Genomic DNA, 20,451 nt, shown 5'->3' on the forward strand with positions numbered 1-20,451 from the left:
TTCGAAGTCACGGCAGGTGTGCGAGGAGCAGGTCGGTGAGCCGCTCCGGGCCGCGCAGCGGCAGGTAGTGGTCGGCATCGGGCACCACCTCGCCGCGCGCGCCGGGAATGCCGGCAACGAGCCGGGCGGCGATCGCGGCGATCTCCGGGTGGTCCTGGTCCCCATGCACGACCAGCGTCGGCGCGGTGACCTGGCCGAGCAGGGTCACCGCGTCCTGGTCGGGGTGGACGGCGCCGTGTTCACCGGCGACCCGGCGCCGCGCGTTGTCCGCGATCATGGTCGCGATCAGCTCGCCGCCGGTCGCGGCGACGCCCATGGGCGCCCAGATCGACAGTTCCAGCTCCGCGAGGCGCCCGGCGTCCCGTTCGCGGTTGGCCGCCCCGTAGGCGACCAGGTCCGGTGCCTCGGGCCAGGTGTGGCCGCTGACCGAGCTGCCGACCAGGGCCAGCGCGGCGACCCGGTCGGGGTGCGCGACGGTGAAGTCCAGCGCCGTCTCGCCGCCGAGGCTCATGCCGACCAGCGCGGCGCGGTCGAGGCCGAAGTGGTCGAGCACGGCGCGCAGGTCGGCCACGTCCCGGAACGGCTCGGTGGGCGGCGTCGAGCGGCCAAGGCCGCAGGCGTCGTAGCGGACGACGGTGTGCCGGCCGGCGAGCGCGGGAAACACCATGTCCCACAACCGACTGTCCATGCCGGCGCCGTGCAGCAGCACGACGGGCGTGCCCTCGCCGGCGCGCTCGGCCCAGAGGCTGCCCCCGCCCGACACCGGGACGCGGGTCTGCTGTGTCCGCACGGCGTTCCTCCCGTCTCGACGTGGCCGGGACCCATTGTGGATCACTGCGGACGAACGTGGTTCGGGCCGGCGAACTCGGCACGCACCGCGAGGACCGCGGCCTCCACGTCCGCGCCGAGCGCCCGCGCGGTGGTCGCGTAGTTGGCTGCGGCCTGCCGCAGTTCCGCAGCGCGCCGGTCGGGCGGCCCGGCCTGCCCCGGTGGCGGCTCGGCGACGACCGTGCCGAGCCGACGCGCGGTGCGGATCACCCCGACGCTCTCCAGTTCCCGGTAGGCGCGGGCCACGGTGCCGGCGGCGAGGCCGAGGTCGCGGGCGAGTTGGCGGATGGGCGGCAGCCGCGCGCCGACGGGCAACGCGCCGCCACCGGCCAGCGCGGCGATCTGGTCGCGCACCTGCCGCCACGGCGCGACGCCGCTCTCGGTGTCGACGACGATGCGCGGCGCGGTCATCCCGCCGCCCGCACTGCTCGCAGCGCGCGAGGCCGCATCGGTATCGCGATCACCACCCAGCACATCGTCCCGACCAACAACACCCACATGAGGTCCGACCAGGTGACCGAGCTGAGCCAGGCAAGCCAGGACGGCAGCGTCGACACCCTCACGATCGGATCCGCCAGGCCCGTCGCGCGATGCAGCGCGGTGACCAGCAACTGCGCTGCGGCCATCACGCCGATGCCGACCATCACCCTGGCGCTGCGGACCCGAAGCGCCGCGTCGGCCTGCGGGTCGCCGACGACCGGGCGCACCACGGCGAGCCAGACCAGGCCGTAGACGGCGATCACGGTCAGCAGCACCCCGGCGATCACCAGCCAGGGCAGCGACTGGTCCAGGAGGTCCGGCCGGGGATCGTTGAACCGCACCGGGTGCCCGTTGGTGTCCACCGTCCCACGACCGCTGGCGTAGTCGATCCAGTCGTACGCCGCGGCCACCCGCATCGCCGCCGGATGCGAGACCAGGACGAACACCGCGAAGCTCAGTGCCAGCACCGCGAACAGGGCATGCGTCACGACCGCCCAGACGGGCACGAGGTCACGCCAGGTGCGCGGGACGAGGGTCGCCACCCTGGTGCCGCCGCGCACCGGACGCAGGGTGGCGGTCAGCTCGCCGAGCAGCAGCGCGGCCAACAGCGCGTACGCCGCCCACTGGTACTGGTCGAGTCTCGGCAGCAGGCGCGCGACGAGCGGGCCGATCACGAAGAGGAACAGCACGTAGAGCGCGCGGCGAACGGCGAGGTACCGAAGCGCCGAATGCGCCTGCTCGTCGGTCGGGTCGACGACGCCCCAGGCGCGCAGCACCCGTCGGCTTCTCCGGCGCGTCGGCCACAGCACCACGGCCAGCACGGCGATGAGAACGGGCATCGGCAACAGTGCTCCCAGTCCGGCCATCGGCAACTCCCGTTTGTAACAAGCTCTCGATACAATCCTGACACGGCCGTCAAGCCAAGATCGCCGGGGTAACCTGCGGCGGTGAACCGTCCCGCGTATCTGAGCCCGTTCGTCCTCCCGGTGACCCCAGCAGCACGCGAGCGGCACGAGCGCGTCGACGTGTACCCGCCCGGCGTGACGGGGCAGCTGCCCGCCGTCGTCTTCGTGCACGGCGGCCCCATCCCGGCGAACCTGGAGCCGACGCCCCGCGACTGGCCCGTGTACCTGGGCTACGCGGCCGCCGCGGTCGCCCGCAGGGCCGTCGCGGTCACCGTCGACCACCGGCTGCACACCTCGGCCGACTACCCGCAGGCGGCGCGCGACGTGGCGGACGCGGTGGAGACGGCCAGGCAGGACTCCAGGGTGGATCCCGACCGTGTGGCGATCTGGTTCTTCTCCGGCGGCGGCCTGCTGATGTCGGACTGGCTGCGCGAGCCGCCGTCGTGGCTGCGCTGCGTCGCGGCGACCTACCCGGTGCTCGACGAGCTGCCCGACCGCACGGTGGACCCCAGGTTCCGGCCGACAGAGGCGGTCGCCGGGGCGGGCTCGCTGCCGATCGTGCTGACCACCGTCGGACTCGAGCGCGCGGACATCGCGGCCACCATCGGCCCGTTCGTCGACGCGGCCAGGGCGCACGATGCGAACCTCGAGGTGATCGACGTGCCCAACGGGCAGCACGGCTTCGACCACCTCGACCACACCGACGAGTCCCGCAAGGCGGTCGAACGGGCCCTGGACCGGGTCTTCGCCGAGCTGTTCTGAGGCCGCGGCCAACTGGTGCGGCGACCATCCAACGCCTCAAATCGGTGACTTTGGGTAGCCAGTTGACCCCGCAGCGTTTCCAATCCGCTTAGACTGTGCCGGCAGAGCTCCTCCCCGGCGCGCGGGCCGGAGTATCCGCCGATTGGACAACCGATGACAGAGCCGTCGACCGGTGGCGACCCCATCGCCGACTACATCGCCGCTGGAACCTGGCAGGTGGCCAGCCAGCTCAACGGGGACCCGCGGCCGGCTGCGCCCGGGGTGCCGCTGGTCGAGCTGGTCGCGGCCCGCGCCCGCTCGCTCGCGCACGGCGCGGTCGGCGCCTGTTCCACCCGCGACGTGGCCACCGCGATCACCATCGCCCAGCGCATCCTGCGGTCCGAGGCGGACGCCCTGATCGCGGTGGACGTGCTGGTCGGCATCATCCTGGAGGGCCTGCCGCGCGGCGCGCTGCCGCCCGGCGTCGTCATCGAGCCGCCCGTGGCCAGGCCGACCGGGACGGACCAGGACGCGGCGGACTGGCGCCTGGCCATCGACCTGACCACGACGCTGCTGACCGGCTTCGCCACTGACGACCCCCAGCTCGTCACCGAGGGCCTCGCGGCGCTGCGCGGCGACGCGGCGCTCGACGTGCTGATCGTGCTGGTCAAGGCGGCGTCGGCCCGCATCGAGTCGTTCGTGGCGCTCAACGGCGACGTGATCGACGCCTACGACACGTTCCAGCGGCAGCACCTCGACCAGGGTTGAGCCCGCCGCTCACTTCCACCTGAAGTGCACGAAGACCCGGCCGAAGTTCTTGGAGTCCTTCTCCACCCGGTGGTACAGCTGCTTGATCTCGCGCTGGTCCAGGAACCGCAGCACGCGTTTCTTGAGTTGGCCGGAACCCTTGCCGGGGATGATCTCGACGAGGGTGGCCTTCGTGCGCACCGCTTCGTCAATGATCCCTTTCAGTGCCCTGTCGATATCCTGACCCCGGTTGTAGATGTCGTGCAGATCGAGCTTCAGCTTCATGCGATGCGGCAAACCTCCCGGAAATGGTCGTTACCGACAGGTGTCGGTCTGCGTCGAGTCCGCGTTACCACGCCGCGAACGCGTAAAACACCTCAGTGTTGACATTCGGTGATCGTGGCTGGTCACCGTCCGTGCCACGAGCGCGGTTCGGCGCGCGGAACGCGGCCCGCGATGTTTCCATAAACAGCGATCGAACGAGTCGAAGTTAAAAAATCGTGGTGCCGTGAAGGGATGGAGGCGGTCTAGCCTGTCGATCACCTGCCGGCAGAGCTGTCGGCTGTGGCTAAAGGGGACAAGCCGTGCGAAGAATGCCAACAGTCTTTCTGGCGCTAGCGGTGGTGGGAGGTATGGCCGGGGCGTTGCCGTCCTCGGCCGCAGCCTCCGACCGCGCCTCGATCCCGGACTCCAAGCCGTCGTGGGCCACCCCGCAGGCCAAGGTCGCGGACGCGGCCCCGGCCAGCAAGCTCACCTTCCGGGTCTACCTGAAGCTGCGTGACCAGGCCGGCGCCGAGGCGGCCGCGCGGGCCGTGTCCGACCCGAGCAGCTCCGCCTTCCGCCACTACCTCACCACCGACCAGGTCAGGGCCGCCTACGCGCCCGAGCGCCGCACGGTGGACGCGGTGCGCGGCTGGCTCGGCTCCGCCGGCATCACCGTCGGCTCGGTGCCGGCGAACAACCAGTACGTCGAGGCCACCGGCACGGTGGACCAGGTGCAGCACGTGTTCGGCGTCAACCTGGCCAAGTACGACGTGAAGGGCGCGAAGCTGCGCGCGGCCGACCGCAACCTGTCGGTGCCGGCCACGCTCGCGCCGCAGGTGCTCGGCGTCGTGGGCGTCGACCAGGCGCTGAACCTGCTCAAGCCGTCGCACGTAACCAGCAACGACACCACCACCAAGGCCAACGAGGGCAAGGCGACCACGAAGCCGACCATCGCGCCTCCGCCGGACGGCCTCCGCAACTCCACGCAGTGCTCGTCCTACTGGGGCGAGAAGGTCGACACGACCGACCCGACCTATGGCGGCGGCTTCCCCTCGCCGCTGAACTACTCGCCGTGCGGCTACCAGCCCGCCCAGATTCGCTCGGTCTACGGCCTCGACCAGGCCGTGAACTGGGGCTTCGACGGCAGGGGCACGACCGTCGCGATCATCGACGCGTTCGCCTCGCCGACGATCTACGAGGACGCCAGCCAGTACGCCGCAAGGCACGACGCGGCGCACCCGCTGCGCAAGGAGCAGTTCAACCAACTCGTCTTCCCGGAAACCGACCCGACGCAGGAGGACGCCTGCGGCGCCTCCGGCTGGTACGGCGAGGAGACCCTGGACGTGGAGGCCGTGCACGCCACCGCGCCCGGCGCGAACATCCTCTACGTTGGCGGCTCGGACTGCCAGGACCTGTCGCTGGACAAGGCGCTGAACGAGGTCGTCTCCAAAAACCTCGCGCAGATCGTCTCGAACTCCTACGGCAACCAGGGCGAGGACGTCCCCGCCGACGAGGTCAACGCGTTCTCCAGCATCGCGCAGCAGGCCGCCCTCGAGGGCATCGGCGTGTACTTCTCCTCCGGCGACAACGGCGACGAGGTCTCCACCATCGGCACCGCCTCGCCCGACTTCTCCGCGTCGAGCCCGTGGGTGACCGCCGTCGGCGGCACGAGCCTCGGCATCGGCAAGGACGGCAAGCGCGTGTTCGAGACCGGTTGGGAGACCGGCAGGAGCGTGCTGTCCGGCGGCGTCTACACCCCGTCGGCCCCCGGCGCCTACCAGTACGGTTCCGGCGGTGGCACCAGCCGGCTGTTCCCGGAGCCCTTCTACCAGAAGGGTGTCGTGCCCGACGCGCTCGCCGCGAAGAACCAGACCGGCACCAACCGCGGCCGCGTGGTCCCCGACATCTCGATGCTCGGCGACCCCAACACCGGGTTCCTCGTCGGTGAGACGCAGACGTTCCCCGCCCCGGAGGGCGTGCACTACGACGAGTACCGGATCGGCGGCACCAGCCTGTCCTCGCCGCTGTTCGCCGGCATGATGGCGGTGTCCGACCAGTTCACGCACTTCCGGCACGGCTTCATCAACCCGTGGCTGTACAAGGTCACCTCGCACACCCCGGCCATCACCGACGTCCAGCACGTCAGCCAGGCCGACGTGCGGGTCGACTTCGTCAACGGGCTGGACGCGACCGGCGGCCTCCGGACCACGGTGCGGTCGTTCGACTACCCCGGCCTGGCCATCTCGACCGCGCGCGGCTACGACGACGTGACCGGCCTCGGCACGCCGAACGGCTTCTGGTTCCTCGCGCTGTCCTGATGTCCAGCTGATCTCCGCACGGCCGACGGCGGCGGCCGGCTCCTCGCGAGCCGGCCGCCGCCGTTGTCTCAGAGCTCTCAGTCCAGGAAGGACTCCACCGCGTCGGCCGCGCGGTCGACGCCGCCGGTCGCCCGCACCGCCGCGCGGATCTCGGCCAGCCGCGCGGCGACGTCTCGCGACGCGGCCACATCGTCCACAAAGGACCGCAGGGTCGCCGGAGTGACCTCGGCGGCCGGCAGGTGCCGGCCGACGCCGAGCTGGTCGAGCAGCGCGGCGTTGCCGAACTGGTCCACCGCCTGGGGAATCGCCACGGTGGGCACGCCGAACCACAGCGCCTCGGCGCAGCCGCCCATCCCGGCGTGCGTGACGAACGCCGACGCCGAGGCGAGCACCGCGAGCTGCGGCACCGTGCGGTGCACTTCGAAGCCGACCGGGACCTGACCGAGGTCGACCGGGTCGACGTGCTGGCCGACCGCGAGCACGACGTGCCAGTCCGAGTCCGCGAACGCCGTCAGGCACGCGCGGTAGACGTCGAGCTGGTCGTTGTAGGCGGTGCCGAACGACACCAGCAGCACGCGGCTGCCGTCGGTCGGCGGTGCCCAACTCCGGTCGGCCAGCCGCGCGGGATCCAGGCACGGCCCGACGAACCGCACGCCGGCCGGCACGCGATCCGCGTTGGGCTGCATGGCTTTCGGGATCAGCGAGAGGACGTCGTCGGGACGCGCGAGCCAGTCCCAGGCCTCCCGTTCGATGCCGTTGTCCCGCAGCCAGGCCGTGCACGTCGCGTGGTAGTCGCGCCCGGACTCCGATGTCCTGATGGCGTCGAGGATTTCGGCCATGTCCTGCTCGTAGCCGTCCCACGCGACCAGCGTCGGCGACAGCTGCACCGGGCGGACGCCGTACCGCGCGCCGAGCACGGGCGCGGCCAGGCCGCCGATGTCGTGCAGCAGCAGGTCGGGCCGGTCGTCGTCGAAGCGGTCGGTCAGCAGCGGCAGCGCCGCGATCTGGTCGTCGAGGAAGATCCGCATGGCGGTGCCGGGGTCGTCCGGCCAGCCGGCGTCCCCGGTCGGCAGCAGCGATGGATGCGCGATGACCTCGGCGCCGGTGGGCCGGACCAGGTCGGCCAGGGTCTCACCGACCGCGTAACTGACGCGGTGACCCCTGGCGACCAGTTCGCCGATGAGGCCGAGCGAGGGGTAGACGTGGCTCGGCGCGGTGCAGCCGATCATGGCGATGTGCTTGGAGGTACGCATGGTGTCCTGTCGGATGCTCGAAAAGACGTGTCCGACGGCGCGCAGGAGTTGACTCCCGGAAAGGGGAATGGCTCGGTGGGGCCGCCCGGTGGCGGGCCGGCCCTGCGGTCGCGCCGGGTCAGGCGAGACGGGTGCGCGTGAACGCGAATGCAACAAAGATCATGAATCCGACCCTAGCTCACCGAGACTGCCGGCGGCCAATCCCTTTCCGCCGCGCCGGTCGCGCGTCGCCGGCCGTGGCGACCCCCGCCGCACGTCGCAGGGCCGACATCGCCGAAAGCTGAAATCCTGATCGGGCATCCCCTGCGGTTCGCCTCCGCCCGCCCGGCCGCAGGCCGCGACAACCCGAGGGAGACGCTATGACCTCATTCGACTCGATGTACCGGGACGCCACGCCGCCGTGGGACATCGGCCGCCCGCAGGGCGCGTTCGTGCCGCTCGCCGAGGCTGGCGCGCTGCGCGGCAGCGTGCTCGACGTCGGCTGCGGCACCGGCGAGCACGCGCTGCTGGCGGCCGGTCTCGGCCTGTCTGCCACCGGGGTCGACTCCGCGCCGACCGCGATCGCGCGGGCCGAGGACAAAGCGCGGGCGCGCGGGCTGGACGCGCGCTTCGTGGTCGGCGACGCACTCACCCTCGACGGGGTCGGCGGACCGTTCGACACCGTGCTGGACTGCGGGCTGTTCCACGTGTTCGACGACGCGGAGCGGACCCGGTTCGCGGCCGCCCTGCACGCGGTGACGGCCGTCGGCGGCCGGTACTTCCTGCTCTGTTTCAGCGACCGGCAGCCCGGCGACTGGGGCCCGCGCAGGGTCACCCAGGGCGAGATCAGGGCGTGCTTCGCGGACGGTTGGCGGGTGGACGAGATCGTGCCTGCCGTGATCGAGGTGCTCCCGTTCAACGACCACGGGGAGGAGTGGGCGGTGGAGTCCTGGCTCGCGACGATCACCCGGCGGTGACGGGGGCCGCTTGACACCCGACCGAGATGATCTACTCTACGACGTGTCGATACTGAACGCCGTGTAGTTGCCATGCGGCGTGTAGAGAGGTTCGGTCCGTCATGTCGTTCCACGTCGTCCTCGGCTCCGGCGCCACCGGCGCCGCCACCGCCCGCCTGCTCGCGGACTCCGGCGAGCAAGTCCGCCTCATCACCCGCCGGGGCACCGGCCCAGAGCACGCCCTGATCGAGCTGGTCGCCGCCGACGCCACGGACGCGGACCGGCTCACCGAGCTGGTCGAAGGGGCCGACACCATGACCAACTGCGCCGCACCGCCCTACCACCGTTGGCCTGCGGAGTTCCCGTCGCTGGCCGCCGCGCTGCTCACCGCGGCGGAGCGAACCGGCGTCGGCTACGTGATGTTGGGCAACACCTACGGGTACGGACCGGTGGCCGGACCGAGCACCGAGGACCTGCCGATGGCGCCCAACAGCGCCAAGGGCCGGGTCAGGGCGGCGATGTGGCGCGACGCGCTCGCCGCACACGAGGCCGGCCGCGCGCGCGTCACCGAGGTCCGCGCCGACACGTTCCTCGGCGTCGGCGCGCTCTCGAACTTCAACCTGATGATCGCGCCGCATGTGCTCGCCGGCGAGCCCGCCTGGTTCCCGGCCGACCCCGACGCGCCCCGCACGTGGACCTGCGTCGACGACGTGGCCCGCGCGCTGGTCACCATCGGCGCGGACGAGCGGGCGTGGGGCCGCGCGTGGCACGTGCCCTCCCTGCACCTCTCGGCGCGCCACCTGGCCGACCGCCTCGCCGAGCTGGCCGGCTCCCCCGCCGCGACCCTGCACCGGATGACCGACCAGGAGCTGGACGCCATGTTCTCGACGAACGAGATCATGGCGGAGCTGCGGGAGATGCAGTACCTGCTCGCCGACCCGTCCATGCTGGACTCGACGGTGACCGAGCGGACCTTCGGCCTCCGCGCGACACAGCTGGACGACGTGCTCAAGCCGTATCTCGCTTGAGACCACACGGGATCTCGCCTGAGAGCACGCGGGTCGACTGGAGAGTGTCGTGGCCGCCTGGCAGGCTCTGCGTCGTGAACGCACCCCTGGTCCTGTTGGACTCGGCCAGCCTCTGGTTCCGGTCCTTCTACGCCCTGCCCGAGTCGATGGTCTCGCCGGACGGCCTGCCGGTCAACGCGGTGCGCGGGTTCACCGACACGGTCACCAGGGTGATCACCGAACGCGGGGCAGGTCGCCTGGTGGCGTGCCTCGACGCGGACTGGCGGCCGGAGTTCCGGGTCAGCGCGCTGCCCTCCTACAAGGCGCACCGGGTCGCCGAGGCAGGCGACGGCAGCGAGGAGGAGGTGCCCGACACGCTGACGCCGCAGGTGCCGATCATCCTCGACCTGCTCGACGCCGCCGGGCTCGCCACCGCCGAGGCGGCGGGCTACGAGGCCGACGACGTGATCGGCGCGCTGGCGGCCAGGGAGAGCGTCGACCCGGTCGAGGTGGTGACCGGCGACCGCGACCTGTTCCAGGTCGTTCGGGACGAGCCGACGCCGGCGCGGGTGGTCTACGTCGGGCGGGGCTGGGCCAAGGCCGAGGTGCTCGGCCCGGTCGAGCTGGCCGCCCGCTACGCGCTGCCGGAGAGCAACGCCGGCCCGGCCTACGCGGACATGGCGGCGCTGCGCGGCGATCCCTCCGACGGGCTGCCCGGAGTGGCCGGCGTCGGCGAGAAGACCGCGGCCAAGCTGATCACGCAGTTCGGCTCGCTCGACGCGCTGCTCGCGGCCGTCTACGACCCGCGCGACCGGGTGCTGACCACCAAGGTGCGCAACAACCTCATCGCCGCCAAGGACTACCTCGCGGTCGCGCCGACCGTGGTGCGGGTGGCCGTGGACGCGCCGGTCACCGTCGACCGCTCCGACGTCGTGCCGAGCCGACCCGCCGACCCGGACCGGTTGACGGAGCTGGGCAGGCGGTGGGGTCTTGGCAGCTCGGTCGGCAGGCTCGTGTCCGCGCTGGAACGCTCGGCGAGGTAGGCGGCGAACTGGTCGTGCGGGAAACCTGAGACAGTGCTGGAGACCTGAGACAGGACGACAGTCGCTCAGGCGAACCGGTCGGTGGCCTCGATCATCGCCTTGGCCACGGCCGGCTCCTCGGCGCTGTGCCCGGCGTCCTCGACCATCGTGAACTCGGCGCGCGGCCACACAAGGTGCAGTTCCCACGCGGTGAGCGGCGGCGTCTGGAAGTCCCAGCGTCCCTGCACGATCGCGCCGGGCACCTCGGCGAGCGCGTCAGCCTGCCGCAGCAATGCACCCTCCGGGAGCCAGGCGGCGTTGCGGAAGTAGTGCGTGACGAGCCTGGCGAAGCCGAACGCGAACTCCGGGTCGGTGAGCTCCTCGAGGAGCCCGTCGCGCGGGCGCAGCGACACCGTCGCCGCCTCCCACTCGCACCACGCCACGGCGGCCCGCTCGCGCACCTGCGGATCGGGGTCGGACAGCAGCCGGTGGTAGGCCTCGATGAGGTCCCCGTCCGCCGTCCCCGGCGGCGCCCCGTCGCGGAACCGTTGCCACGCCTGGGGAAACAGGAACGCCGAGCCGCCGCCGTAGGACCAGTGCAGCTCGCTGGCGCGCGCCGTGAACACGCCGGCCACGATCAGCGCGCTGATCCGGTCGATGTGCGCCTGGGCGTAGGCCAGCGCCAGGGTGCTGCCCCACGACCCGCCGCACACCACCCAGCGGTCGATGCCGAGGTGTGCGCGCAGGAGTTCGATGTCGGCGAGCAGGTGTTCGGTGGTGTTGGCGGTCAGGTCGGTCTCCGGCAGCGCGGCGTCGGGTGTGCTGCGGCCGCAGCCGCGCTGGTCGAACAGCACCAGCCGGTAGCGGTCGGGGTCGAACATCCTGCGGTGGCGCGGAGAACAGCCGCCGCCGGGGCCGCCGTGCAGGAACACCGCTGGCGTGCCGGCGGGGTTGCCGCAGGTCTCCCAGTAGACCTGGTTGCCGTCGCCGACCTCCAGCATGCCGTGGTCGTAGGGCTCGATCTCGGGATACAGCTCGTCCATGCCGCCGCCTTTCCGCCGTCGCGCCGCCGGTCCGAAACGCCTCCGGTTCAGAACTCGGTGACCGGCGTCGGGTCGTAGCCGCGCCAGCCGCCGGAACCCTTGGTGCGCAGGAAGTATCCGCACAGGAACGTCAGCACCGCCGAGGTCATCGTGCGCCCGGTGAGCGCGGCGACATCGCTGACCGGGTCGTGCTCGACGAAGTCGATGCCGGCGACCTTGGGGTGCTGTCCCAACAGGTACAGGGCCTCGTACAGGTCCATCGGGTGGATGCCCTCGGCCGTGGCGGCCCCGGTGCCCGGCGCGTACGCCGACTCCAGCACGTCGACGTCGACGGTGACGTAGGTGGCGTCCACGCCGTCGCAGGCCCGTTCCAGGGCCTCGGCGAGCACGTCCTCGATGCTGCGCCTGCGCACCTCGCGGCCGGTGAAGATGGTGCCGCCCCTGCCCTGCACCCATCGCTTGTAGTAGCTGGCGTTCATGAAGCCGTGGATGCCGATCTGCACCAGGTTCGCGCCGTCGAAGCCGAGTCCCGACTCCAGCAGCTGACGGATCGGGGTGCCGTTGGTCGGCCCGTGGTCCATGACCCGCACGTCGTTGTGCGCGTCGAAGTGGATCAGGCCGAACCGCTCGCCGGGATGCGCGCGGGCGAACGCCTTCGCGGCCGGCGCGGTCACCGAGTGGTCGCCGCCGATCATCATCAGGAAGAAGTTCTCCGGCTGGCAGCGCAGCACTCCGGTCGTCTCGTCGATGCGCCGCAACCCCTCCAGCGGGTCCAGCGTCGGCGTCGCGATGTCGCCGAGGTCGCGGACGACGAGCTCGGCGAGGTCGACGTCGAAATCGGGACTGTAGGTGGAGAATCCGGCCAGCGAGGAGCGGAAGGCGTCCGGCGCGCCGTACGCGCCGTTCGGCGTCAGGGAGGTGCCCGGCAGGCCGGCGCCGACGATGCCGACGTCCAGCGGCGAGTCGAAGTCCCACGGCAGCAGCCAGTCCGCGGCCTCGGTCTCGTACCGGTCCTCGAAGCCGGAGCGGACGACCAGGCCCGGCGGCCGCAGGTGGGTGAGCCCCCGGTCGGCCCGACGATCCCCGGTCATGCGCGCTCCCTCGTCGATCCGACAACCCTGCCGAAATGTTGCAGTTTCGTCCGGACTCTTGCAAGGATGCTGCGGAAGCCCCACCAAATGGCGCTTGTGTCGCAGTTTCTGCGAGATGGAGACATGAAATGGCCGACGGATCGTGGATTCCACAGCAGGCCGCGCTGTCCGAGCAGGAGGTGCGGATCCTGCGGGCGCTGGCCGACGACGCCAGGACGACCAACGCGGCCCTCGCCGAGTCGGTGGGCATCCCCGCGTCCACCTGCCTGATGCGCGTGCAGGGCCTGCGCGAGCGCGACGTGGTGCGGGGTTTCCACGCGGACGTGGACCGGCGCGCGCTCGGGCTTGGCCTGGAGGTGTTGGTCGCGGTGGAACTGGCCGAGCAGTCGAGCGCGGCCACCGGCCGGTTCCTCGCGGCGTGCCGCACGCTGGACCGCGTGATGGCCGCGATGCAGGTCAGCGGCGATCACCACTACCTGCTCCAGGTCTATGCCGCCTCGACCGACGAGCTGCTCGCGACGGTGATCGCCCCGCTTGAGGCGCTGCCGGAGGTCCGCCGCACCAACACGACGATCGTGTTCGAGCACTGGCGCCGGCAGAGCGTGCTCGGCGGCATGGCGGCCACCTGAGTTTCCCGCCGGCACAACAGTTTCCCACCGGCACAACGCGAAGGCGCGCACAGCAAGGGCGGCCACCCGGGCAGGACATGCCCCGGGTGACCGCCGCTGGCTGGCTCAGGTCAGCTCAGCAGGCCCCTTCGTCCTGCCACACCGCCCACGAGCCGGGCGCGCCGGGCTCGGCGCCGGTGGAGTACCAGGTCGACTTGAACTTGTGTCCGTTGTGGGACACCTCGTCGCCGGGCACGTAGGACTGGGCCGAACTCCAGGCGGGCACGGTGCCGCAACCGCCGGGTCCGCCGCCGGTCACGGTCAGCGCGAACGTCACCGCGTGCACGACACCGGCCCCGGTGCCCGTGACGCTGATGTTGTAGGTGCCGGCCGCGATGCTGGCGGTCGTGGCGATCGTCAGCGTCGAGGAACTGCCGGAGGTGACGGACGACGGGTTGAAGGTCGCCGTCGCGCCGGTCGGCAGGCCGGTGGCGTTGAGCTTCACGGTCTGGGCGTTGCCGGTGGTCGTGCTGGTGCCGACCGTCGACGTCACCGAGCCGCCCGCCGCGGTGCTACCGCTGGCGGGGTTCAGCGTGACCGAGAAGTCGTCCGTCGGCGGTTGACCGCCGACGGTCAGGTTGTAGGTCGCCGTGTGGCTCACGGTGCCCGCGCCCTGCACGGTGATCGTGTAGGTGCCGGCCGCGACGCTCGCGTTGGTCGCGACCGTCATGGTCGAGGTCCCACCCGAGGTCACCGACGACGGGTCGAAGGAGACGGTCACGCCCCTCGGCTGGCCGGACGCGGTGAGCGCGACGGTCTGCGCGCTACCGGACGTGGTGGTCGTCGACACCTGGGAGGTGGCCGACGAGCCCGCCTGCACCGAACCCGCGCTGGGGTTGAGCGCGAGGCTGAAGTCGTTGCCCGGGGTGCCGGTGCAGGTCGGGTCGCCCGACTGCGCCGGCACGCTGACCGCGTTCCACGCGGCCTTCACCGCGTTGAACTGCGCGCAGGTCGGGTCGAGGTTCTTGGCCGCCTTCAGGGTGGCGGTGCGGTACCTGAAGTAGGTCATGCCCGAGGTCTTGAGGAGCATGGCGTTGTAGAAGACCTGGCCGGCCGCCTTGATGCCGATGCCGGTCTCGGTGGAGTTGTTGCAGGTCGGGCTGGCCGCGGAACCCTCGGCCAGCAGGTAGAACCAGTGGTTGAGCGGGCCGGCCGCCGCGTGCACCTCGGTGCCGGGGATCGCGCTCGAGTAGCAGTTGGGGTCGTTGTTGATCCGCGACGGGTTGGCCATGTCGCGGATCGGGCCGTTGCCGGTCAGGTTGACGCTCTCGCCGACGGTGTAGTCGGGCGTGTCGAACGGCGCTGGCTCGTTGGTGTAGGCCTCGGTCAGCGCGCCGAAGATGTCGCCGGTGCCCTCGCCGAGCCCGGCTTCGGAGCCGGCGCCGCCGGGGGTGTACTGGTCGATGGCGTGGCCGTGCTCGTGGCCGACGACGTCCATCGCGCCGATCCACTGGCCGGCCTGGTTGTGGCCGATCTCGATGTGGTCGCCGGTCCAGAAGGCGTTGACCTGGTCGAGGCCGACCATCACGGTGAAGCCGTTGCCGTTGCCGTCGATTCCGGTGCGGCCCAACCAGTTCTTCAGCATGTCCCACTCGTGCTGCGTGGACCACAGCACGTCGGCGCAGCCGGTCTCCCGGTTGGAGGCGTTGCCGTCGCCGAAGGAGTTGCTGCTCTCGGTGAAGGGCTGGCTGGTCGAGAGGTCCACGCACTGGAGGCCGGGGCGGGTCGAGTCGACCGTGCTGTTGTTGCTGGTGTCGAGGTGCAGCGGGTTCGGGCCGTTCCACTGGCTCGTGCCGCTGCCGGCCGCCGAGTCGTCCCGGCTGCCCTCGACCTTGCCGGTGTTGGCGTTGACGTAGACGTGCAGTCGGCTGGGCACGCCGTTGCGGTACCCAGAGACGACGGTCTCGTAGACCAGGGTGCCGCTGCCGCCGGCCAGCACGGACAGGGTGTTGCTGACCACCTTGGTCACCTGGGACAGCTGGGCCTTGGCGATGTCCGCCGCCCGCTGGTCGGTGACGGTGGCCGCGGTGTTCACGGCGATGTCGCCCTTGTCCGCCGCGACGGTGTCCAGGGTGTTGCCGGCCGCGTCGGTGGCGACCACGGCGTCGCCGCCGATGACGGGCAGGCCGCGGTAGGTCCGGTCGTAGGACACGTAGTAGAGGTCCCGGTGACCGGGGATGCCGCCCTTGTAGACGGCCCGGCGGTTGAACTGCTCGTCGGGGCCCTTGCGCAGGGCGTCGAGGCCGGACGCCGCGGCGTGGTCCGCCGCGGCGACGGCCAGTGCGGTCGGGTTGGTCGATGGGCTTGATGGCTGACCGCTTGGCGCAGCCTGCGCAGTGCCGATCACGGCCTGGACGGACAGCGCTGTCAGGAATGCGGCCAGGGTAAGGCCGATTGTGCGTTTCACGCCTGCTCCTCGGGCATGCAGGGGATACCGAGAACTCGGACGGTCAACATTATTAACAGCAGACGAACTGTATCGACACACATCACCGGAAGTATTCGGCTTCACATATGCCGCCAAAAGCTGGCCATAAACCCAGTTAATGACTTTTCTATATCACTTTTCCCGGCGCGCTTCTTGACATCTTCTTGACTTGCTGCTCTCGCGTGACCTGCACAGTTGGGCCAGTCGGGCGACGCGGTGCGGCCCGGAAACCGGAACGAAAACCGATATCAAACCGGCCAGCTGCCTGTCTGGATGGCCGGGCCGACTGCAATGTTACCGACGTGTCAGGAAATCGAACGTGAAACCGCGTGACCGGCCGCAAATATTGCACTCCCGAGTGGTGGCGGAATTCTTTGTGAGCGGCGCAGGGTGGCTCACGCGTCCGCGCGGCGCGTCGTGCTGGTCCGGCGCAGGACGCGCAGCAGGTACTCGTCGCGGTCGAGCGGGTCGTGGTCGGACCTCGGTCGGGTCGGGATCGCGCCGCGCACCGGCCGGTAGCGGTCGAAGGCGCAGTCCAGCACGCCCTCGCCCCGGGTGAGCGCGGGCAGCTGTCGCTGTAGCCCGTGCACGGCGGCCGCGGGCAGGTCGCCGTCCAGCACGCAGGACGCGCCGCGCGGCACCGGTGTCCCAGGGACGGCACCGAGCCGCGCCAGCACCGGCGACACGTGGCCGAGCGTGTCGGCGGGGAGCTCAAGGCGGAACCGGTGGATCGGCTCGAACACGGTGCTGCCGGCCCGTTTCAGCGCGCTCAGCAGGACCAGCGGCGTCAGGTTGCGGAAGTCCCCCGCCGTGCTCGACATGCTCTTGTCGAAGACGCCGTGCGAATGGCTCTGCCGGGCCGCGTAGCCCGCGTGCGTCATCGTCACCACGCAGTCGAGCACCTGCCAGCCGTGGATCCCTTGGCGCAGTGTCTCTTTCACCGTGTCCTCGACGGCCTTGAAGAACGCGGCCGGCATCGACCCGAGCTCCACGGCGAGCCGGAACCGCGCGCCCGAGTCGGTCGGCGCAGGCTCGACGCGCAGGCCGACGGTGGCCAGGAACGGGTTGGCGTCCCGGTGCATCGTCTCGACGGCGGCCCCGGTGCCGGCCGGCCGTTCGACGCAGATCGTGGTCGACTCGCGGAAGGTGACGTCGATGCCGAAGTCGTCCGCCAGCGTCGCCTGGATGACCTCCTTCTGCACCTCTCCGTACAGCGACACGGAGAGCTCCCGCCTGCTGTCGTCCTGCCGCAGGTTGATCAGTGGGTCCTGCTCGGCGAGCTGCGCGAGCGCGAGGTGCAGCGCTCCTCTGTCCCCGCCTCCGCCCGGCACCACGACCGTTTCCAGCGTCGGCGGGGCGAACTGGTGACGCGTCGGCGTCGTGCGCGGCGTGCCGACCGCGTCGCCAATCCGCGCGTCGTCCAGCCCCCACAGCAGGCCGATCCGCCCGGCGGCCACGGACGGACCGCGCACGGTCGAGCCCCGCTCGAACACGCGGATCGCGGTGACCTTGCCCTCCCGGCCGTGGTCGGCGGCGGCGCGGTCGTCACGGTCGGCGCCGTCGTCACGGCGAAACCGCAGCCGGTCGCGCGTGCGGAGGGTCCCCGAGAACATCCGCACGTAGGCGATCTTCTCCCCCGCCGCTCCGCGTTCGACCTTGAAGATCGTGCCGGACACCGGGCCGTCGGCGGCTCCGTCGGACGTCGACAGGAACTCGGTGACACCGGCGATCAGCGACGCCACACCGGCTCCGGTGCTGGCCGAACCGAAGTACACCGGGTGCACCAGCGCCCGTCCGGTCTGCGCCGCCAGCTCGGCGCGCAGTCGGCGGAACGGCACGGGCGGCCCGTTGTCCAGGTATGCGGCCAGCATCGCGTCGTCGTGCTCGGCGAGCGCCTCGGTCAGCCGCGCGGTGAAGGCCGTGTCGGCCGGGCCGAAGGTCGGGCAGGCGGCGTGGCGCGTGCCGAGGTCGCGCCGGGTGGCCGGGCGTGTCGATCAGGTTGACGGCGACGCCGTCGACGACGAACGAGACGACGGCGGACCTGATCGTGATGCCCCGCTGCCGTTCCAGCGCGAGGGAGTCGGTCTGCGTGCTGCCGTCGTCGACGCTGCCGATCTCGTCGATGACGCCGACGGTGTGCAGCAGCCGCTCGGTCAGGCTCGTCTTACCGGCGTCGACATGCGCCAGAATGCCCAAGTTCAGTGTGCTCACGAACGTTCATGTCTCCCGGGTGGATGGCGATTCCCTGACGGACGGGCATGAACGCTGTGCGCATCGTCGGCTCCCTTTCTCGCTTCGCTGTCGCCGCAACGACAACAGAGCGGTCGCCGCGCGGGCAACCGAATTACGGCCGGCGCGGCGGGTTTCCCGGCTACTGATCTGGACGCGCGGCCACTTTCCGCTCATTGGCCGTTGAGCCCGCTCGAGGCGCGCTGCCATGGTCGGGGGAACCGACGATCAAGGAGCCCCAGTGCCGACCGAGCGCCCCCTGCCCGACGACAGTGACGCGGTGCTCGACCTGGCCGCGCTGCGCGCCCGCGAGTACGTCGCCGCCCTCGACACCGACCGGGTCCGGCCGGCCGGTGTCGGCAACGGCGCGACCAGCCTCGGCGGGCCGCTGCCCGAGGTCGGCGAGGGCGCGGTCAAGGCCGTGGCGCGGCTCGCGGAGACGGCGACAGCGGCGGCCGTCCGCGCGTCGGGACCTCGGTTCTTCCACTTCGTCACCGGCGGCACCACCCCGGCCGCGCTCGGCGCGGACTGGCTGGCCAGCGCGCTGGACCAGAACGCGGCGGCGTGGGCGGGCTCGCCGCTTGGCACCGAACTGGAGACCGTCGCCGTGTCCTGGCTGGCCGATCTGTTCGGGTTGACCGACCAGTGGGACGGCCTGCTGACCACGGGCGCAACCTCGGCGAACCTCACCGCGCTCGCGGCGGCCCGGCGCTGGTGGGGCCAGCAGCACGGCGTGGACGTCGACCTGGACGGGCTGACCGGGCTGTCGCAGGTCCCCGTGTTCGCCAGCGGGCATGTGCACTCCAGCGCGGTGAAGGCGCTCGGCGTGCTCGGCATCGGCCGCTCGACCGTGCGGCGGCTGGGCGAGGACGATTCCGGCGGGCTCGACCTGGCCGAGCTGCGCGACAGGCTGGCGGCGCTCGACGGCGCGCCCGCGATCGTGCTGGCCACCGCCGGCGAGGTGAACACCGGCGCGTTCGATCCCGTCGCTCGGATGGCGGACCTGACCGAGCGGCACAACGCCTGGCTGCACGTGGACGGCGCGTTCGGCCTGTTCGCCGCCGTGTCCCCACGCACCGCGCACCTGGTGGACGGCGTCGACCGCGCCGACTCGGTGATCTCGGACGGACACAAGTGGCTGAACGTGCCCTACGACTGCGGGTTCGCCTTCGTCCGGCACCCCGGCCTGCTCGGGTCCGTGTTCACCAACACCGGCCCCTACCTGCCCGGCGCGGCGGACCCGCACCCGAACTTCGGCAACCTCGGCCCGGAGAACTCGCGGCGGTCGCGCGCCTTCGCGGTGTGGGCGACGCTCGCGGCCTACGGGCGCGCCGGCTACCGGGAGCTGGTCGAGCACCACGTCGGCCTGGCCGCGCGGTTCGCGCGCCGCGTCGAGCGCGAGCCGGACCTCGAACTGCTGGCCGAGGCGCCGCTGAACATCGTCTGCTTCCGCCACCGGCGGCCCGGCCGCACCGAGCGGCAGCTGGACGAGCTGAACACGCGCCTCGGCGAGGCCGTGCTCGCCGACGGTCGGGTGTACTTCGGCACGACGGTGCACCGGGGCCGGGTGGCGTTCCGGCCCGCCATCGTCAACTGGCGCACCACCGAGGCCGACGTCGACCTGATCGCCGACGTCCTGCTGGAGATCGCCGACCGGATCGAGTGACCGCGCGCACCGTCAGCGCAGGCGCTGGAGATACCCGTTGTTCAGCAGCCACAACACGTTGAGCGTCGCCGGCGCACCGGGCAGCAGTGCCCCGTCGAGCTGGTACTGGAGGCCGCCGCCGGGCTGCGCGAACCAGGCCGCGATCGGCCCGGCGTGCACCTCGAACGACCGCAGCACGCGGTAGACGTGGTAGTTGCAGCCCTCCGGAGGCGTGCTGTCCAGGCTCTGCGGCGGAATGGACCTCGTCGCGTAGGGCAGCCACTCGGGGGCCAGGAACGAGCCGTACTCGCTGCCGTAGCGGTCGATGTTCTGGCCGGGGAACAACGCCAGCTGAGTCTCCACCGGCCGGCCGTCGGGGGTGAGCACGTAGCCGTTGGCCGGCGGGTAGCGCCACCCGCCGGTGCCACCGTTGCCCGCCGGGTCGTAGTAGGTGTCCAGGAACTGTTGCGGGGTAAGTCCCCCGGTGCGCCGGTAGCCCACCAGCTCCGCGCCGACCTGGCCCGAGGTCGGCAGCTGTTCGGGGCCGAGCCGCCGGTCGCCGTCGAAGAAGGTGGCCGAGCACTCCGAGGCAGCGGTCTCCGCGGTGCCCGCCGACGGAGCGGCGTCAGCCGCCGGGGCCAACGGGACGAAGACGAGTGCCACCCCGGCCAACGCGACCAGTGACCGGCTCAACCAACCCACGGCAGACCTCCCATGAAGACGCGGCTGCCTCGAGCACACCAGCGCGACACACACGCTGTCGAGTACCCGTTCGACTGACGCCACGAGGAGGGCGACCGCCCTCGCGTCCGGTCATCGCCCACCACCCGCCCGACCGGGTCGAGTG

17 protein-coding genes and 1 pseudogene are annotated in these 20,451 nt (G+C 71.5%); 8 read left to right on the forward strand and 10 right to left on the reverse strand.

Features of this window, described 5'->3' with window-relative positions:
• Positions 1 to 7: 7 nt before the first annotated feature.
• Genes F0L68_RS20150 through F0L68_RS20160 form a run of 3 tightly spaced genes read right to left on the reverse strand, consistent with a single transcriptional unit; the run spans position 8 to position 2,174 of the window.
• The gene (locus F0L68_RS20150) at positions 8 to 790 is read right to left on the reverse strand and encodes an alpha/beta fold hydrolase (protein ID WP_149851174.1); all 783 of its coding nucleotides are present in this window, start codon (positions 788 to 790) and stop codon (positions 8 to 10) included.
• 41 nt (positions 791 to 831) lie between these two features.
• Entirely contained in the window at positions 832 to 1,239 is a 408-nt protein-coding gene (locus F0L68_RS20155) for a GntR family transcriptional regulator (protein ID WP_149851175.1), read from the reverse strand.
• Positions 1,236 to 2,174, reverse strand: coding sequence for a hypothetical protein (locus F0L68_RS20160; protein WP_149851176.1), 939 nt, complete (start codon positions 2,172 to 2,174; stop codon positions 1,236 to 1,238). The genes F0L68_RS20155 and F0L68_RS20160 overlap by 4 nt, the downstream gene beginning before the upstream one ends.
• An 81-nt stretch (positions 2,175 to 2,255) precedes the next feature.
• Here F0L68_RS20160 and F0L68_RS20165 point away from each other — a divergent pair, with 81 nt between their 5' ends.
• Together F0L68_RS20165 and F0L68_RS20170 are read left to right on the forward strand one after the other, a co-directional pair.
• Positions 2,256 to 2,975 (forward strand): alpha/beta hydrolase, encoded by a 720-nt coding sequence (locus tag F0L68_RS20165; protein WP_149851177.1) that lies wholly within the window; start codon positions 2,256 to 2,258, stop codon positions 2,973 to 2,975.
• 153 nt (positions 2,976 to 3,128) lie between these two features.
• Entirely contained in the window at positions 3,129 to 3,722 is a 594-nt protein-coding gene (locus F0L68_RS20170; protein ID WP_149851178.1) for a hypothetical protein, read from the forward strand.
• Between the two features lie 9 nt (positions 3,723 to 3,731).
• Here F0L68_RS20170 and F0L68_RS20175 read toward each other — a convergent pair whose 3' ends face one another.
• On the reverse strand, positions 3,732 to 3,986 hold the full coding sequence (locus F0L68_RS20175) for a Smr/MutS family protein (protein ID WP_149851179.1): 255 nt from the start codon (positions 3,984 to 3,986) through the stop codon (positions 3,732 to 3,734).
• 347 nt (positions 3,987 to 4,333) lie between these two features.
• Here F0L68_RS20175 and F0L68_RS20180 point away from each other — a divergent pair, with 347 nt between their 5' ends.
• On the forward strand, positions 4,334 to 6,283 hold the full coding sequence (locus tag F0L68_RS20180) for a S53 family peptidase (protein ID WP_223198973.1): 1,950 nt from the start codon (positions 4,334 to 4,336) through the stop codon (positions 6,281 to 6,283).
• Between the two features lie 77 nt (positions 6,284 to 6,360).
• On the opposite strand, the gene F0L68_RS20185 is transcribed toward F0L68_RS20180, so the two are convergent.
• A complete protein-coding gene (locus F0L68_RS20185; RefSeq protein ID WP_223198974.1) occupies positions 6,361 to 7,536 on the reverse strand; it encodes a macrolide family glycosyltransferase in 1,176 nt (391 codons plus the stop codon).
• Positions 7,537 to 7,895: 359 nt separating this feature from the next.
• Here F0L68_RS20185 and F0L68_RS20190 point away from each other — a divergent pair, with 359 nt between their 5' ends.
• From F0L68_RS20190 to F0L68_RS20200, 3 genes are all read left to right on the forward strand, one after another.
• Positions 7,896 to 8,492, forward strand: a complete 597-nt coding sequence (locus F0L68_RS20190) for a class I SAM-dependent methyltransferase (protein ID WP_149851181.1) — start codon at positions 7,896 to 7,898, stop codon at positions 8,490 to 8,492.
• A gap of 101 nt (positions 8,493 to 8,593) precedes the next feature.
• Complete coding sequence (locus F0L68_RS20195) at positions 8,594 to 9,499, forward strand: NAD-dependent epimerase/dehydratase family protein (RefSeq protein WP_149851182.1); 906 nt, start codon at positions 8,594 to 8,596, stop codon at positions 9,497 to 9,499.
• 74 nt (positions 9,500 to 9,573) lie between these two features.
• A complete protein-coding gene (locus F0L68_RS20200) occupies positions 9,574 to 10,521 on the forward strand; it encodes a 5'-3' exonuclease (RefSeq protein ID WP_149851183.1) in 948 nt (315 codons plus the stop codon).
• Positions 10,522 to 10,586: 65 nt separating this feature from the next.
• Here the strand turns inward: F0L68_RS20200 and pip are convergent, their stop codons facing one another.
• On the reverse strand, positions 10,587 to 11,543 hold the full coding sequence (pip, locus tag F0L68_RS20205) for a prolyl aminopeptidase (protein ID WP_149851184.1): 957 nt from the start codon (positions 11,541 to 11,543) through the stop codon (positions 10,587 to 10,589).
• Between the two features lie 47 nt (positions 11,544 to 11,590).
• Positions 11,591 to 12,634 (reverse strand): agmatinase family protein, encoded by a 1,044-nt coding sequence (locus F0L68_RS20210; RefSeq protein WP_149851185.1) that lies wholly within the window; start codon positions 12,632 to 12,634, stop codon positions 11,591 to 11,593.
• Positions 12,635 to 12,762: 128 nt separating this feature from the next.
• Between F0L68_RS20210 and F0L68_RS20215 the strand changes: the two genes are divergently transcribed.
• Complete coding sequence (locus F0L68_RS20215; RefSeq protein WP_188316695.1) at positions 12,763 to 13,263, forward strand: Lrp/AsnC family transcriptional regulator; 501 nt, start codon at positions 12,763 to 12,765, stop codon at positions 13,261 to 13,263.
• A 115-nt stretch (positions 13,264 to 13,378) separates the two neighbouring features.
• Here the strand turns inward: F0L68_RS20215 and F0L68_RS20220 are convergent, their stop codons facing one another.
• Positions 13,379 to 15,709, reverse strand: coding sequence for a M4 family metallopeptidase (locus F0L68_RS20220; protein WP_149851187.1), 2,331 nt, complete (start codon positions 15,707 to 15,709; stop codon positions 13,379 to 13,381).
• A gap of 416 nt (positions 15,710 to 16,125) precedes the next feature.
• Positions 16,126 to 17,941: pseudogene (locus tag F0L68_RS20225) on the reverse strand (GTP-binding protein).
• 259 nt (positions 17,942 to 18,200) lie between these two features.
• On the opposite strand from F0L68_RS20225, the gene F0L68_RS20230 reads away from it, so the two are divergent.
• Positions 18,201 to 19,625: a pyridoxal phosphate-dependent decarboxylase family protein gene (locus F0L68_RS20230; RefSeq protein ID WP_223198975.1), complete on the forward strand. Its 1,425-nt coding sequence runs from the start codon at positions 18,201 to 18,203 to the stop codon at positions 19,623 to 19,625.
• A gap of 12 nt (positions 19,626 to 19,637) precedes the next feature.
• Here the strand turns inward: F0L68_RS20230 and F0L68_RS20235 are convergent, their stop codons facing one another.
• A complete protein-coding gene (locus tag F0L68_RS20235; protein ID WP_223198976.1) occupies positions 19,638 to 20,297 on the reverse strand; it encodes a TNT domain-containing protein in 660 nt (219 codons plus the stop codon).
• Positions 20,298 to 20,451: the final 154 nt, after the last annotated feature.

The sequence above is a fragment of the Solihabitans fulvus genome (genome assembly GCF_008386585.1).
Lineage (GTDB): Bacteria > Actinomycetota > Actinomycetes > Mycobacteriales > Pseudonocardiaceae > Solihabitans > Solihabitans fulvus.